We start from the raw sequence: 16,331 nt of genomic DNA on the forward strand, positions 1-16,331 counted from the left end.
AGTTAAATAGTTGAGGGAGATGCATTTTGACTGCATTTTCCATGAAAAAACAACTTTAACAACATAGGTACAATCAATATGAACTTTAAACAATTTGGTGTATTACTATCTCTATCTACAATTCTTGGAATAAATGTGCTTACGACCAAGGTTTTGGCTGAAGAGCCTAGTATTACTTTTGGAGATGCACTCGGTTCTGGTGGATGTAGTGTTGCCGATCAGCTTCCTGGAGATGATGGTAGAAGCTTATCGATTGTCTTGGATAACTTTAGTGCATTCAATGGTCAGCGTCAAAAGTGTATTTTACGTGTTCAAACTTTTATTCCAAGTGGTTTCATCGTCCAAGATGTACAAGTACTGTACCAAGGAACTACTGATATTGATAGAGGGAGTAAAGGTACCAGCTTAAGCAGAACTTATAGCTTTAGTGGTGGTGCTCTTGGTCAAGCCGTAGCTCCCCCTAAAACTACCAAGTTTACATCTAGTAAGGCATTTGCAGAGCAAGATGAGATTACTGTTCTAGCTGCTACAGGTTTATGTAGTGGTGGTGGGCAAGGACTATTAGGTATTAATATGATTGCACAATCCTCACGAGGAAGTTCTATTTTCGTTGATACAGCCGATATCAATGCTGGGGATGTAAGGCTTTATTTTGACCTAAGACGTTGCTAGTCCTCGCTTTTAGCGATTCTGCGGCTAGATGGTGATACACCCAACCAAATTCCAAATTTGGTGGTCTTCAATGAGTGATGGGGTCTAAATCCCCCACTCATTGAATCTACCGAATGTATTCTTCTTTAAGATTACAAATTTCTGTTGATGGAGAGTAAGTTATGTTGAAATTAAGTGATGCACGTAATTTTTTCATATTAATATGCTTGTTTTTTTTCTATTGTTATGATGGCAATTCATCTAGTACTGCTACTGCAATAGACAACCAGCCAAAATTTTTGGTTAATAGAAGATGTAATATAAGTTTCGATCCGCAAATAAATCAGTTTACACTTCGCTCTCCTATAACTGTAAATGCACAATCACCAAGGGCTAGATGTATCGTTAGAATTAATACCTCTAATACTCAAAAGCAATTTAGGCTCGTGCCTTTAGCTTTAAAAGGTGTAGTCAAGAAAGCACCAGCACAAATAGCCATCTCATCATTTTTAATTGGCGATAAACCAACTCCATATCAAATTATCTATGGAAGTCCTATGAATTTTGATTTGACTAATCAAATACTTCCAACTAACTATACAACTACAGGAAAAAGTGTTTTAGGCATTAATTTAGTATTAATGACGAACGGAGGAGAATTAGAGTTGACAGAGATGAAGTTTGCACTTCAACAACAATAAAATGTGGTTTTAGCGATTCTTCAGGAAAAAGGTGAAGAACAGTAAGATGTGGTGGTGCGATCGCGGTTGATTAAATAGCAGTTCTCAATTCCATGTAATACAGTCGGTTTATAATCGCCGATTTAACTATTTGCCGCTTAAATCCAGGGTGGTGAGTTGTTGCAGGTGGGCGCGATCGCTTTTGGCAAGCGTCGTTATTTAGTTGTCGGTTAAATGCAGGGTGGTAAGTTGTTGCAGCCAGGCGATCGCGGCTACTAATTAAGAATGCTGCAAGATATCAAAGCAATTTAGCATCTTGTGTAACACGACACAAGCGCTAAGAATTTTTACTGAATCTTAAAAAGAATTTATCATTACCAATAGCTTAAATTGGCACTTGCAGTTAAAAATATCCCATCCTAGGGGTGAAAGACCTTGCGATGGGATATTTTATTTTTTGCAAGTCCCTAAATTCATTTGATCCAATCGATAACCAAAGATAATCAATCCTCAGATTTTGTTGAATATACAGCAGTGCTACCATTTAATGACACTGCTTCTACTGCTATTTCTTGATGCCGATTTGGTTTGATAAATCGCTCTGTTATCGTCTTAATCACGATATACAAAATTGGTACGACAAACAAACTCAAGAAAGTAGCGATTAACATTCCACCAAAAACTGCTGTTCCCAAAGATTGCCGACTTCCTGCACCAGCACCCGTCGCAGTAGCTAAGGGAAAAATTCCCAAGAGTGTAGAAAAAGCAGTCATCAAAATTGGGCGTAACCGCTCTTGTGAAGCCTCAATTACTGCTTTGGTCATCGAAAGCCCTTGGTCTCGTAATTGGTTAGCAAATTCCACAATCAAAATCGCGTTCTTACTAGCTAAACCGATCAACATTACTAGACCAATTTGACAGTAAACATCATTCGCAAAACCCCGCATTGATTGAGCTATCAGCGCTCCAAAGATAGCTAAGGGAACAGATAACAGAATGATAAAAGGGTCAACGTAGTTTTCATATTGAGCGGCGAGTACCAAAAATACAAAGATGATTCCTAATCCAAATATCAAGGGTGCTAAAGCACCAGAATCTATTTCTTCTAATGCAGTCCCTGACCATTCATAACCATAACCTGCTGGTAAAACTTCTTTAGCAACCTTTTCCATTGCTTTAATTGCGTCTCCCGAACTAGAGCCAGGGGCGGCGGCACCATTAATTTCAATTGAGCGGAATAGATTGTAGTGATTTATCGTTTGCGCTCCCACAGTCGGAGTAACTGTGACTAAGTTACTCAAAGGAATCATTTGATTTTTTTGAGAACGAACGTATAGTTTACCAATATCTTTTGGATTGGAACGAAACTGTTGATCTGCTTGGATATACACCCGATAATTGCGCTGCTGGAGATTGAAATCATTTACATATTGCGATCCTAAAGCAGTTTGTAATGTACTGAAGACATCATCTATAGAAACTTGCAATGCTTTGGCTTTATTGCGGTCTACTTCCACAAGCAATTGTGGTGTATCTGCGGCAAAGGTACTAAATACAGCTTGTAATCCTGGTGTTTGATTAGCTTTACCCAGCAACTGACCCATCGACTGGACTAGATTTTGTAAGCCACTGTTACCTCTGCGGTCTTGCAGTTGAAATACGAAGCCGCCAAAGTTGCCTAAACCCTGAATTGGTGGCGGATTTACAGGAAAAACCCTGGCCTCTGGAATTGCCAATAACTTCCCTTGCAAGCTGCCAATAATCGCCTGTACTGATTGATTGGGTTTTGAGCGCTCGTCCCAAGATTTTAAAGTTGTAAATATAATGCCGCTATTAGCTGTGCTACCACTAAAACCAAATCCACCGATCGCAAAAGTCCCCAGTACTTCTGGAATTTGCAGAATTTCTTTTTCTACCTTTGCAATCACATCACTGGTATATTGCAGCGAAACCCCTTGCGGCCCTTGAATAATTGTGATGAAGTAGCCTTCGTCTTCGTCTGGGAGAAAGGCTGTTGGTACTGTGGTGTACAGCCAAACAGTCATTCCCAAGGAGACGATAAACAACCCGATAATGACACTTTTGAAGCGGGTGAGGAAATTCAGCGATCGCTTATAATTATGCTGTGCCCAATCGAGAAACCGATTAATCTGGCCAAAAATCCAACCCAACCAGCCTGAAGGTCTTTGTCCTTGACGCAGCAGCAGCCCACATAAAGAAGGTGTCAGAGTCAAAGCCAAAAAAGTCGAAATCGCAATGGAAAAGGCAATAGTAAGAGCAAATTGCTTATAAAGTGCGCCTGTAGTTCCTGGGAAAAATGCCACTGGTATAAACACCGCCATCAATACCAGTGAAGTTGCAATCACTGCCCCAAGCAGTTCTGCCATTGATTCGCTAGCGGCTCGGCGAGGACTTATACCTTTATCCTTAATAAAGCGGCTAATTTGCTCCACTATAACGATCGCATCGTCTACCACCATCCCAGATCCTAAAGTTAGACCAAACAAAGTCAAACTATTCATGGAAAAGTTAAAAACTTTGACGAAGGCAAATGTCCCAATTAAGGAAAGTGGAATTGTCAATGCTGGAATTAAGGTAGTTCGCCAGTCCTGCAAGAATACAAAAATTACAATTACAACCAGCACCACCGATTCAATCAGAGTCTTGACCACCTCTGCCAAGGACTCTTCTACAAAGGATGTTGTGTCAAAAGCTACTTGATATTTCATTCCTGGCGGAAAACTCGGAGCCAATCGCGCCAGTTCAGCTTTGACTCCCCTCGCTACATCTAAAGCATTACTGCCAGGAACCTGATAAATTCCTAACCCGACAGCATCATTGCCCCGAAATCGCAGAAATGAACTGTAGTTTTCTGCGCCTAATTCCGCTCTACCGACATCTTTGAGCTTAACTAACGTACCATCATCTTGAGTTTTCAGGACAATTTCTTCAAATTCTGATGGTTCTGCTAATCGGCTGACAGCACGCACATCCAGTTGATATCTTTGTCCTTCAGGAGCCGGTTCTTGTCCAATTCTCCCTGCACCAACTTGCAAGTTTTGTTCGGATAGGGCATTTGCTACATCCTTAGTCGTTAGTCCCCGACTGGCAAGCCGACTCGGATCTAACCACAAACGCATTGCGTAGCGACGTTCGCCAAAAACTTGGGCGTTGCTCACGCCTTTGACTCTTTTTAAGGCATCTGCTAAGTAAAGGTCGGCATAATTGCTTAAAAATATGTTGTCGTACTCTTTATTTTCAGCGAATAAACCAATCGCTAAGAGAATGTTGCTAGATTCTTTAGATACCCGCACTCCCGTGCGCTGCACAGAGTCTGGCAGTTGTGGTTGGGCAACAGAAACACGATTTTGCACATCCACAGCCGCAATATCTTTATTCCGTGATGAATCAAAGGTGGCTGTAATGGTACTAGTACCATCGTTACTGCTACTGGAAGTAATATATCTTAGTCCCTCAACCCCGTTGATTTGCCTTTCTAAGATATTGGTAACGCCGCTTTCTACGACTTCTGCACTAGCTCCGCTATAGTTGGAAGTGACAGTGATTTGGGTGGGACTAATTTCTGGGAATCTAGCGATCGGCAATGTTGCAATACTGATTAATCCTATTAGAAGGATGACGATCGCACATACCGACGCAAAAATTGGCCGCTTAATAAAGAAGTCAACAAACATAGTTTAAAAATTGGGCTTTGGGTATTTGGTATTTGGCATGGGGCATTAAGCATTGGGCATGGAGAAAAGACAAGGTAGACAAGGAAGAGCGGGGAGACAAAGGAGAGACTTATTTAATAATTCCCCCTTGTCCCCTTGTCTCCCTTGCCTCTCTGTCCCCTGTCCCTGTCCCTGTCCCTCTTCAGCTAAGGCTTCTGGCTACCAACTTCTTCTGTTTCAGGAGTAATGGGAGCGCCATTGGTTAAGTTAAGAATGCCGGAAACAACAATTTTGTCCCCCGCTTTTAGTCCTTCGATAACTTGATAATTATTCCCCTCAATGACTCCCAATTTCACCGATTTTTGTTGAGCTACTAAAGCTGGCGCTCCAGGTTTAGACTTTTCCTGCGGCGCTTGCGCTACAAATACAAAAGTCTCTCCACCCAAGCGAGATATTGCTGTAACTGGAATTAAAATTCCTGGACGTTCATTCCAGATCACTTTGGTTTGCACTGACTGAAGATTAAGCAGTCGATTTCTCGAATTGCCAAAGTTGGCTTTTACTAAAACTGTCTGCGAATCGGAACTAGCATTTGGGGAAATAAAACTGATTTTACCCCTTGCGATGGGTTTGTCTTGGACATCCAGCATTTGCACAGGTAAGCCCAAGCGCAACTTTCTGGCTTCAGTTACAGGAACGGAAATATTCAGTTCTAAAGAGTCGTTTCTGGTTAGTGTAGTCAGTTGATCTGCTTTTTCCACATAATCTCCCACTTTTGCTGGAATATCACCAACAATGCCAGTGAAAGGTGCAAAAACTTTTGTGTATTGCACTTGGACTTGAGCGGCTTGAACTTGGGCAGCTGCTTGAGTTACTTGCGATCGCGCTTGAGCAATTTCTTCTGGGCGGGAACCATTTTCTAGTTGTCTTAAGTTTTGTTTCTGTTGTTCCAAAGCACCACCTAGCTCATTAATACTCGATCTTCTGCTTTGGCGGAGTTGATCTAAGCGTTTTTGGGCTACGACCAGGGCAGCTTCAGCGCTTTGCTGTTCTTTGACATATCCTTCTAAGGTGTCTTGGGAAACTGCGCCCTCTTTTCTCAATTGTGCATATCGCTTGGCGCGTGACTGTGCTAGTTCCACATCGGATTTAGCTGACTGAATTTGAGCCTCAGCCTGGGCAATTTCTTCTGGTTGCGATCCCGATTGAGCATCTCTAAAGCGAGCTTGGGCTTGGGCTAACAGCGCTCTACCTTGGGCAACTTCTTCTTGTCGTGTACCTGCTTTGAGTTCAGCAAGACGTGCTTGGGCTTGTTGCAGTGAGCCTCTAGCTTGTAACAATTGAGCTTGGACATTATCACTTTGCAGACTAACAATGACTTGTCCTTGTTGAACGCGGTTGCCCTCTTGGATGAAAATCTCGGTAATTCGCCCTTCAACCTGTGGCTTGATGATTACTGAACGTGGAGCCTCTAAGGAGCCAATAAACTCCGAACTTTCTTGAACGGTTTCAGTTTTCACTGTCGCTAGCTTGACTGGAACTGCTCTAGGTTGACTAGCATTTGCCCCAGCCGCTGGTGCATTCCTAGCATTACTAGTTTGCCACCAGTGCCAAGCAAAACCAACACCTGAAATTAATAGGATAATTCCCAAGATTAGAGGCCAACGCCGTTTTTGAGGTGGCTTAGGCGATCGCTGTGGTAATTGTTGCGACTCTTGACTAGAATCAGTAACAGCAGGCTGTTCTATTTCAATGGGTAAGGGAGAGTCAGGGAACTCAGAATGGGACATCTTCGTTTTCTCGTCTTATGGATTTAGACTTGGGCAATCTACTCTTCGCTAAAAAAGCATTATTTGAATCGTTTTTTAGCCCTTTTTTCTCTATGTTGGTGACAAATATGTTTGGGTATTTGGGCGATCGCTCACGATGTCTAGCACCTAAAATGAAGCAATTTTGTTTAGCACATTATGGTTGATTTGTACATTACTTAACTCCGTTCAATTTCTTAAAGTGTAATTTATAGTTTTTTGTTAGTCAGTATAAACCCAGTGCTTTAGCTCAGAGAGAAAGCACGGTTCATCTTGTTGCAGCTAAAGCGCTTCTGCCTGTAAAGCGTAGGCGTAGCCCGCCGAAGGCATCGCTTCGGTAATTAGAGCAAGTTAGTAGTTGCTTTTCTGTTTTGGAAATTACGAAATAAAGTTACCTCATTGACCGCAGCAACACCAGCAATTTCTCGTGTTGTCACTGTGGTTAAACTTGCCGTTGCAAATACCTTAGTTGCTGACTAGATCAAGGATGCATAAGTTTGTGCCGTACTTGACGCTAAGTTTTCTATGAGTGTTTGCAAGCGCTTGCTTGCATTATAACCACATAGCAGACAAGATTGGTATAAGTTATAAATGAGTTTATCCCCCTTGAGTATTAGTGAATACTGATCTTAAGGAAGAAAAAAGTCTGGAGCGATGCTTTGTTTACGAGACGCTTGTCTCCGACACGCTACGCGTAGCTTTACTTCTTTGCAGGAGTAAGCCAACGCTGATTAATTCAGCTGTCTTAATCAAAGTTGCGAGTTTCATCAAGTTATCCTTACCAAGAACGACGTGCAATCAGCCAGTGTTCTCTAGATTCCTATTTTTGAGCAGTCTCAACTTCCTACAGTTAGTTCACCCGATCGGTTGATCTTTAACTCACCCGAATGGGTGATTTAATTTATTCCAATCGCAGCTTTGTCTGTATAGCCGACGAGTGAGAAATCCTAAATCCCCTTCAACCATCCACAACTGATTTCTTAGAATCGAATTTCGGTAAAATCCCCACAGTTGATTTTCGGTTGGTAACAATATGAGAAAAAAGCCACTCATACCGATCGAGCGCTTGTTCTAAGGAATAGTTTTCTTCGGCAAATTGTCTTCCTGTGTTACCTAGCTTCCTCACTAGAGCCGGATTAGCATATAAATCATGCACCGCAGCGGCCATTGCCTGGGGCGATTCTGGTTCAACAACTATCCCACCACCGCTGAGTTCGATAGCTTTAGCAGCAGTACCAGTGGCGGGAACTGAACCCACAATTGGGCGACCACTCGCCAACAAAAGTGGTATTTTTGAAGGCATATTGAACGAAATCACATTGTGCTTTTGCACAATTAGCCCGACATCAGAAGCTGCTAGCATTTCAGGTAGTTTTTCTCGCGGCTGTAACGGTAGTAGCAAAACATTATCTGCTCCATTTGATAAACAATATTCCTGCAACCTTTGCAATGCTCTTGATTCGCCAACAATGACAAAGACAATATCTTTGATATGACGTAAACAAACGGCTGCTTCGATTACTGTCTCTAAACCTTGCGTTAGAGCAATATTGCCTGAATAAAGTACTACAAATTTCCCATTTAGTTGATGGTTAGATATCCAAGAGTTACTCTGTTTCGGTAACGGGCGAATGAAATTTACATTTACCCAATTGGGAATACAAACAATTTTATTAACCGGTACTCCCTTATTTACTAAATTCTCACGAAACCCATCAGCGATCACACTAATAGTGTGTGCAGTTCGATATGCAAATTTCTCTAAAGCTGCAAGAGTTCGGATCATCCACTTGTTTTTTAATAGCCCGATACGCACAGCAGCTTCTGGTAAAATATCTTGCACATTTAGAACTACTGGGCAGTTGTATAACCAGCCCAATGTTGTTGCTGGCAACGTACCTAGTAGCGGCGGAACTGTTAAGATAATTACATCTGGTCGCCCACCTTTAAAGGCTTGGGGTAAGCTCGTGAAAACAAAGCTCAACTCCAGTAGCAGGCGATCTACGAGGTTAGGTTTAGACTTAATTCGCACGTAACTTCGCGCAATTGTGACGCCGTTTTTTTGTTCCGTAAGATACCATTTATTTTGATAGCCATCGTAAATTTCGCGCTGAGGATAGTTGGGCATTCCCGTAATCACTCGCACTTTATGACCTCGCTTGACTAGTCCTTCTGCCAATTCAGTCATTAACGGAGCAATTCCAATTGGCTCTGGATGATAGTTGTAGGAATAAATCAGAATATGCATGAAATATTTGTGAATTTTGTGAAGATAGCATGAGACGATCGGATTACTTATGAATAGCCAGTGGGGGCTGCTATTTTTATTATTTACAGAATTTTTTTGCATGAAGTACAAAGCTACCGTTTTGGAAGCAGTAGGCAGAGATAGAAACTCTTTATATCTGATTTGTATGCCTGCATTTTGTTACCTCATTTATTTACAAATGCTGTATTTCGACTGGTTAAATTGTTTGATTAAAAAAAATGTGTTAAACATTGCTTATAAATTTTCTTCGTAGTTTTCAAAAGATAATTTTTGTACTGCATAAAACACTTAAAAATTAAAATATGACTTTGTATAGACAGGTTAGGCTATTGATAAATATAGACTTTATTTTCTAGTGATTAGGATAATAGTTGGTCTGTTTATCTCCGAACTAATGCCTCAATTTATACTTGGAGAATTGTAACATTATATTCACTGTTATGCATATAACCCTCATTCCGCCTTTTCAACTGGCACATGAAGTATTTTTAACCAAGTTATCAGTATTGTATTCATTAAGCAAAATCCAACTTTTTGAGTAGTTCAAAGGCACTGACCAAAACAGTGTTGGGTGTTGAGTCATAAATGCTGGGGTAAAAGTAAAAATTAATTTCACTCAGCCCTGAGCTTTGTAAAAGTGTTGATGACAAACTAATAGACATTTGGTGAAATTAAATATGCGTTATCCAGAATCCTTTTAGAGACATAGCACCGCTAAATCTCTACATTCTTTTTCACTCATATTTTAATGAGGTTATATGATAACCCCACTAGTTAACTGAACTAGTAGGGTTAGAATAGAGATTCAGTAAATTTGGCAACCTCTGACTAGAAAGCCCTAATTTCTAGTAGGAGGCTTGCTTTTTCTTGAAAGTTGAAGCTACACCCAAACCAGCAAATGCTAGCAAACCTAAGAGAGAAGCCGGCTCAGGGACTTTGGATACTTGAATAGAACCAGAATTTTGATCTAGTGTTGTTGACGTTCCCTGTTGATCGACATCCTGACGTAAGAACAAAGAGTCGCCAACCGTTCCCTGGAAGAAATATTCTCCAATTACACCCGTTCCTCCGGCGACATCAAAGGGACCAAATAATGTCTGAGTGGAAGTATTAAAATTGAAAGCGAAGAAGTTAGATTCTGATACTCCACTACTAACGGTGTTATAGGTTCCCAGAAGATTTTTAGATGGGTCTAAGAAGGAGACATTCAAGGATTGTAAAAAATTGGTGGCTCCACTACCAAGTTCTGAAATAATTGTTGGTGCTGTAGTTTCGTCGTAGCTGAATGAACCTGTTGCTGAGTAACCAGCATCACCTTGCCAGTTAAAGTTTAATTCAATAGCTTGGGCTGGGTTGTTAGCACTAGTAGCGATCGCAATACTGGTTGCTGCGATCGCGGTGATTTTGGCGAAAATATTTTTCATGGTCATAACTCCAAAATTGATTGTCATGATGCATATATCAGTGCATCAATCAACACTAAGCTTACGATAGAAATATATATCCGTAAATACCGCACAAAATACGGTATGTAATGTAATGAATTTATGAAGAGAAGCACTTATTTTATAAAGTTTTGTATAAAATGTCAAGTCTGTAGTGATATCTGACGACAAACCCCTCTGCATCTATGCTTCTTTGTATGCAATCCACACTGGCTTCACTTCCATTCCTCATTTATCGTAAATTAAAGGGTTTGAAATCCCTGCGTTTTCACGTAGCCCAGTTACTCTGGGGGATATTCTAACAGTAGGAGTTTAAGTACTCGTCTATTTGCATAGCGTGCCGCAGACAAAATGTCTTTGTCTTTAATGTTGAATTTAGAATTGTTAACTGTGGGGTTTTCCCTTTATTCTCTTCAATGACCGATTCAGCTAAAAATCACGAGCGATCGCCTGAGAATAACTGATAAAGTTGAGCTACGCAAAGTTGAAAACAGTGTTATATGCCTGGGTTTCTATTAGAAGTTGGTACAGAAGAACTACCTGCAAGTTTTCTCAGTGATGCTTTAGTGCAATGGCAGGAACGCATTCCCCAAAGCTTGGAAGCAAACAGCCTCAAGGGCGCAAGTGTCCAGGTGTATGGTACTCCCCGGCGGTTGGCGGTATTAATTACAGGACTACCATCCCAGCAACCAGATCGAGAAGAAGAAATTAAAGGGCCCCCTGCCCAAGCCGCTTTTAAAGATGGTCAGCCGACAGCCGCCGCCGCAGGCTTTGCCAAAAAGCAAGGTGTGGAACTGGATGTGCTGTCTGTTCGCCCCACCGACAAAGGGGAATTTGTCTTTGTGCAAAAAAGAATTCCCGGTCGTCCTGTGGCGGAAATTTTGACAGAACTTGTTCCCCAGTGGATTTGGGGTTTAGAAGGTAAGCGGTTAATGCGTTGGGGGAATGGGGATGCCAGGTTTTCCCGACCAATTCGTTGGCTGGTAGCTTTGTTAGATGAGACAGTGCTGCCTTTAGAATTAGTCAATGGTTCTAAAACAGTTCAGAGCGATCGCATTTCTCAAGGTCATCGGGTCTTACATCCTGAACCTGTGACAATTGCCCAAGCTACTGATTATGTTATCGCTCTCAAGTCTGCTTATGTCACCGTTGACCCAGAAGAACGGGCAAATCTGATTAAAGAGCAAGTAAATGCAGTCGTTGAGAATTTAGGCGGGTATACAGTAATTTACCCCGATTTGTTAGCGGAAGTAACCAACCTTGTAGAATATCCTTCCGCAGTTGTTGGTAAATTTGAACCAGAATTTTTAGAATTACCAACTGAGGTAATTATTGAAGTGATGGTTACTCATCAACGTTATTTTCCTGTATTTAAACCAGGGAGTTTTGAGCAAGAATTATTGCCTAATTTCATTACCATTTCTAACGGCGACCCAAAAAAATCAGATATTGTTGCCGTTGGTAATGAAAGGGTAATTCGTGCCAGATTAGCTGATGGCAGATTTTTCTACGAAGCTGATTTAACTAAGCCTTTAGAAAACTTTTTACCCCAGTTAGAAAAAGTCACTTTCCAAGAAGAATTGGGTTCGGTGCGTGCCAAGGTAGATAGAATAGTTAAAATCGCCGAGCAAATTAGCAGCCAATTAGAATTAGCAGAAAATCAAAGCCAAAGAATTCAACGTGCTGCTTTATTATGCAAAGCAGATTTGGTGACACAAATGGTGTATGAATTCCCGGAATTGCAAGGCATTATGGGAGAAAAATATGCCTTAGCTAGTGGTGAAGATGCCGAAGTAGCAAAGGCAATTTATCAACATTATTTGCCAAAGGGAGCCGGTGATATTTTACCTGAAACACTCACAGGTAAAATTGTTGGTTTGGCAGATAGATTAGATACTTTAGTGAGTATCTTTGGTTTAGGTTTAATTCCCTCTGGTTCATCCGATCCCTTCGCCTTGCGCCGTGCGGCTAATGCTGTAGTTAAAATTGTTTGGTTTGATAATTTGCCAATAAATTTAGATGATTTATTGAAGCAAATATCGATAGATTTTGCAGCAAAATATCAAAAAGATCGGGCATCATTAACCACAGCATTACAAGAGTTTTTCTTGCAACGTATCCGCACTTTACTACAAGAAGAAAAGCAGATTGATTACGACTTAGTAAATGCAGTTTTGGGAGAAAATGACCCAGAATACACAGAACGGACTTTAAAAGATTTATTGGATGTCCGCGATCGCGCCTTATACTTACAACAAATCCGCAACGATAGTACCTTAGATAACATCTACGAAACCGTTAACCGTTCCACACGATTAGCCGCGCAAGGTGATTTGGATACAAAACAGCTAGAACCAACAACCGTAGTTCGTCAAGAACTATTCCAAAAGCCCTCTGAAAGCGCTTTGTATAATGCGCTAATCGAATCAGTGCCGCTTTCCTCAGCAGCACAGCAGACACGAAATTATCAACTTTTAGTAGCAGCATTAACAAAAATTGCTCCAGCAGTTAGTAACTTCTTTGATGGCCCAGATAGCGTTTTAGTTATGGACTCCGATCCAGAAGTCAAGCGTAATCGACTACATCTGCTGGGACTAGTTCGCAATCATGCCCGTGTTTTAGCTGACTTCGGTGCGATCGTCAAAAATCTGTAGCGTAGGTCAACAAAAACTTGTGTAATTTTTGCCAAGAAAGGCTACTATAGGGAGTGCTTAACCAGGGACACTCTGCTGCAATCTATGTCCAAAGCTACTGTTATTGGATTGGGAAAGTCCGGTGTTGCTGCGGCGAGATTGTTGAAACGGGAAGGTTGGGAGGTAGAGCTGAGTGATGGCAACACCTCCAAAACCCTCCTAGAACAACAACAAGAACTCGCTGCCGAGCAAATAACCGTTAAACTAGGACAATCCCTAGAATTGAATGGTGCTAATTTACCCCAATTAATAGTCGTTAGTCCTGGCGTGCCTTGGGATATTCCCGTATTAGTTGAGGCACGCCAATTAGGTATTGAAACCATTGGGGAAATGGAACTCGCTTGGCGAAATTTACAATCGCTACCTTGGGTAGGAATTACCGGCACTAATGGCAAAACTACTACCACAGCTTTAATTGCTGCCATTTTTCAAGCAGCAGAATTAAATGCACCCGCCTGCGGTAATATTGGCTACGCCGCTTGTGAAGTTGCCTTATCTCAGAGGGGCAGAGGAGCAGGGGGGCAGAGGAGTACAGGAGCAGAAGAAGCAGGAGAAACATTTGATGATTCCTCACTCTTAACTCCTAACTCTTGTACAGACGCGATTAATCGTGTCTCTCCTAACTCTTCACTCGATTGGGTGATTGCGGAAGTTAGCAGCTACCAAATAGAATCCTCTGTCTCTCTTGCTCCCAGGATCGGAGTTTGGACGACTTTTACACCGGATCATCTTAGTCGCCATCAGACTTTAGAGAATTATTACAACATCAAAGCCAAGTTATTACACCAGTCCGAGTTGCAAGTGTTCAATGGTGATGATGCCTACTTGAGCCAGTTAGGTTTAAGTGCTTGGCCTGATGCCTATTGGACAAGTGTCAGAGGAAAAGATTTTCTGATTAGCGAAAAAGGCTTTTACATTGAAGACGGCTGGGTTGTGGAAAAATTGACTGCAACCTCGACACCAGAACCGATTGTGAAGGTATCTAGTTTGCGAATGGTGGGAGAACATAACCAGCAAAATCTGTTGATGGCAGTAGCAACAGCAAGATTAGCGGGAATTAATCGTGATGCGATCGCACTTGCAGTTCGGGAATTTCCTGGTGTTGCCCATCGTTTGGAGCATATCTGCACATGGGAAGGTATTGATTTCATTAACGACAGCAAAGCCACCAACTATGATGCTGCTGAAGTTGGTTTAGCATCCGTTAACAGTCCAGCGATTTTAATTGCTGGTGGAGAAGCCAAAGCAGGTGATGATACTGGCTGGCTAGCACAAATTCAAACCAAAGCTGCTGCTGTGCTATTGATTGGTTCTGCTGCACCCGCATTTGCCAAACGTCTCCGAGAGGTGGGGTATCATACTTACCATATTGTGGAAACTATGGAAAGGGCAGTTCCCAAGTCGGCAGAATTAGCCAAGCAGTATCAAGCGTCTGTGGTGTTGCTATCTCCAGCTTGTGCGAGTTTTGACCAGTACCCAAATTTTGAGGTGCGGGGCGATCGCTTCCGTCATCTATGTCTTGCTTGGGCAGGAGGTTGGAAACCCGCCAGAGCAGAACTTCCAGAACTTGAAAACTCTAGTCAAGAGTCCATAGTTCAAAGTCGATAAGTTTAACTCAGGAGCTAGGAGTTAAAATACAACTTCTGTCTCCTGCCTTCTTCAATCTGCATCTCTACCCAGTGCGTAAGTCCAGCGAAAGATGCAGCGATTAATGATCTAGCTATTCATTAAAAGGTGAAGATATAAATGATTAAACATGCAATTGAAGTCAATTAATCAGCAAGTAGTAGCGATCGTTGGGGCTTCCAGCGGAATTGGACGGGAAACAGCGATGAAGTTTGCTAGGCGTGGTGCAAAGGTGGTAGTTGCAGCACGCAGTGAACTAGGACTAAAGACTTTAGTCGAGGAAATCCAAAGCTTTGGTGGCGAAGCGATCGCAGTTGTGGCAGATGTGAGCGATTTTGGACAGGTAAAAGCGATCGCAGACAAAACCGTAGCAGAATATGGACGATTGGATACTTGGGTTAATGCTGCGGCTACAGGGATAATTGCTCCCTTTGAGAAAATCACACCGGAGGAGTTTCAACGAGTAATTGATGTCAATTTGATGGGACAGGTGTATGGTGCAATGGCAGCACTACCCTATCTCAAACAAGAGGGACGCGGGGCATTAATTCATATTTCCTCAATGGAGGGTAGGCGCAGTCTGCCGCTACAAAGCCCCTACTCTGCTGCAAAACATGGTTTAGAAGGGTTTGTGGAAGCGCTGCGCGTCGAGTTGCAACACGAAAAATGGCCCATCAGCGTTACCTCCATATTGCCTTCGACAATCAACACACCTTTTTACAATAAAGTTCGCACCAAGTTAGGAGTGAAACCTACGGGGATACCGCCATATTACGATCCCAGTCTAGTTGCTGATGCCATTCTTTATGTTGCTGAACATCCGACGCGAGATTTTATCGTCGGAGATGTAGGTAAAGTATTAGATTTGGCGCAACGTATTTCGCCTAGCTTGGTAGATTCACTGTTGCTAGCGATCGCTTTTCGAGGACAGCGTACCAATGAGCCAAAATCAGAGGACGCACCAAACAATGTTTTTGAGCCGATAAACAGCTATGACCGAGTTGAGGGAGACTTTGGAAACTTGACAATACCCAGCTTATTGGATTCGTTGGATATGAATCCGGCGCTGAAGTGGGGAGCGATCGCCTTGGCGGTGTTTGGTATTGCAGGGTTCCTTGGTGGCTGGAGTAATAACAGTGATATTTAATTAAGTCAGAAACGTGAGTATGTAGAGGAGCTGATGGGGCGAAAAAACAGCTTTATAGACCAATACAGTTCAGTTAAGAAAAATTGTAGGTTGGGTTAAGCAAAGCGCAACCCAACAAAGCCCAGTCAATGTTGGCTTTCGTTCCTCAAACGCCACTTGCTTCTCCCAAGGGGAGACGCTGCACGAACAAATCGGGAAACCGCAAGGGCGCAGTGGCTCCCCAACCTACACAGTTCAAGATTTTTGGCGCTAACCCAAGCGTATTGCTTTGTACACTATTTTTTCGCTCCTTGATGATAATTTTTTAGGTTTGATTTTAAGTATGCGAGTAAATACTC

Annotated in this window: 9 protein-coding genes; 5 read left to right on the forward strand and 4 right to left on the reverse strand. The window is 42.1% G+C overall.

Annotated features, from left to right (window positions below; all coding sequences use genetic code 11):
- The first annotated feature begins 135 nt into the window (after positions 1–135).
- Complete coding sequence (locus tag V7K44_RS09685; protein WP_334930921.1) at positions 136–672, forward strand: DUF4360 domain-containing protein; 537 nt, start codon at positions 136–138, stop codon at positions 670–672.
- 161 nt (positions 673–833) lie between these two features.
- Complete coding sequence (locus V7K44_RS09690) at positions 834–1,352, forward strand: hypothetical protein (protein WP_334930923.1); 519 nt, start codon at positions 834–836, stop codon at positions 1,350–1,352.
- Between the two features lie 482 nt (positions 1,353–1,834).
- Here the strand turns inward: V7K44_RS09690 and V7K44_RS09695 are convergent, their stop codons facing one another.
- From V7K44_RS09695 to V7K44_RS09710, 4 genes are all read right to left on the reverse strand, one after another.
- Positions 1,835–5,026 carry an efflux RND transporter permease subunit gene (locus V7K44_RS09695; protein WP_334930925.1) on the reverse strand — a complete coding sequence of 1,064 codons (3,192 nt, stop codon included), beginning with the start codon at positions 5,024–5,026 and terminating at the stop codon, positions 1,835–1,837.
- A gap of 185 nt (positions 5,027–5,211) precedes the next feature.
- Positions 5,212–6,795 carry an efflux RND transporter periplasmic adaptor subunit gene (locus V7K44_RS09700; RefSeq protein WP_334930927.1) on the reverse strand — a complete coding sequence of 528 codons (1,584 nt, stop codon included), beginning with the start codon at positions 6,793–6,795 and terminating at the stop codon, positions 5,212–5,214.
- A 976-nt stretch (positions 6,796–7,771) separates the two neighbouring features.
- Positions 7,772–9,061 (reverse strand): glycosyltransferase family 4 protein, encoded by a 1,290-nt coding sequence (locus V7K44_RS09705; RefSeq protein ID WP_334930929.1) that lies wholly within the window; start codon positions 9,059–9,061, stop codon positions 7,772–7,774.
- A gap of 866 nt (positions 9,062–9,927) precedes the next feature.
- Positions 9,928–10,506 carry a PEP-CTERM sorting domain-containing protein gene (locus V7K44_RS09710; protein WP_334930931.1) on the reverse strand — a complete coding sequence of 193 codons (579 nt, stop codon included), beginning with the start codon at positions 10,504–10,506 and terminating at the stop codon, positions 9,928–9,930.
- Positions 10,507–11,027: 521 nt separating this feature from the next.
- On the opposite strand from V7K44_RS09710, the gene glyS reads away from it, so the two are divergent.
- From glyS to V7K44_RS09725, 3 genes are all read left to right on the forward strand, one after another.
- Positions 11,028–13,181, forward strand: a complete 2,154-nt coding sequence (glyS, locus tag V7K44_RS09715; protein WP_334930933.1) for a glycine--tRNA ligase subunit beta — start codon at positions 11,028–11,030, stop codon at positions 13,179–13,181.
- An 84-nt stretch (positions 13,182–13,265) separates the two neighbouring features.
- On the forward strand, positions 13,266–14,828 hold the full coding sequence (gene murD / locus V7K44_RS09720; protein ID WP_334930935.1) for a UDP-N-acetylmuramoyl-L-alanine--D-glutamate ligase: 1,563 nt from the start codon (positions 13,266–13,268) through the stop codon (positions 14,826–14,828).
- Positions 14,829–14,976: 148 nt separating this feature from the next.
- Positions 14,977–15,993 (forward strand): SDR family oxidoreductase, encoded by a 1,017-nt coding sequence (locus tag V7K44_RS09725; RefSeq protein WP_334930937.1) that lies wholly within the window; start codon positions 14,977–14,979, stop codon positions 15,991–15,993.
- Positions 15,994–16,331 lie beyond the last annotated feature (338 nt).

The organism is Nostoc sp., from assembly GCF_036917235.1.
Classification (GTDB): domain Bacteria; phylum Cyanobacteriota; class Cyanobacteriia; order Cyanobacteriales; family Nostocaceae; genus Nostoc.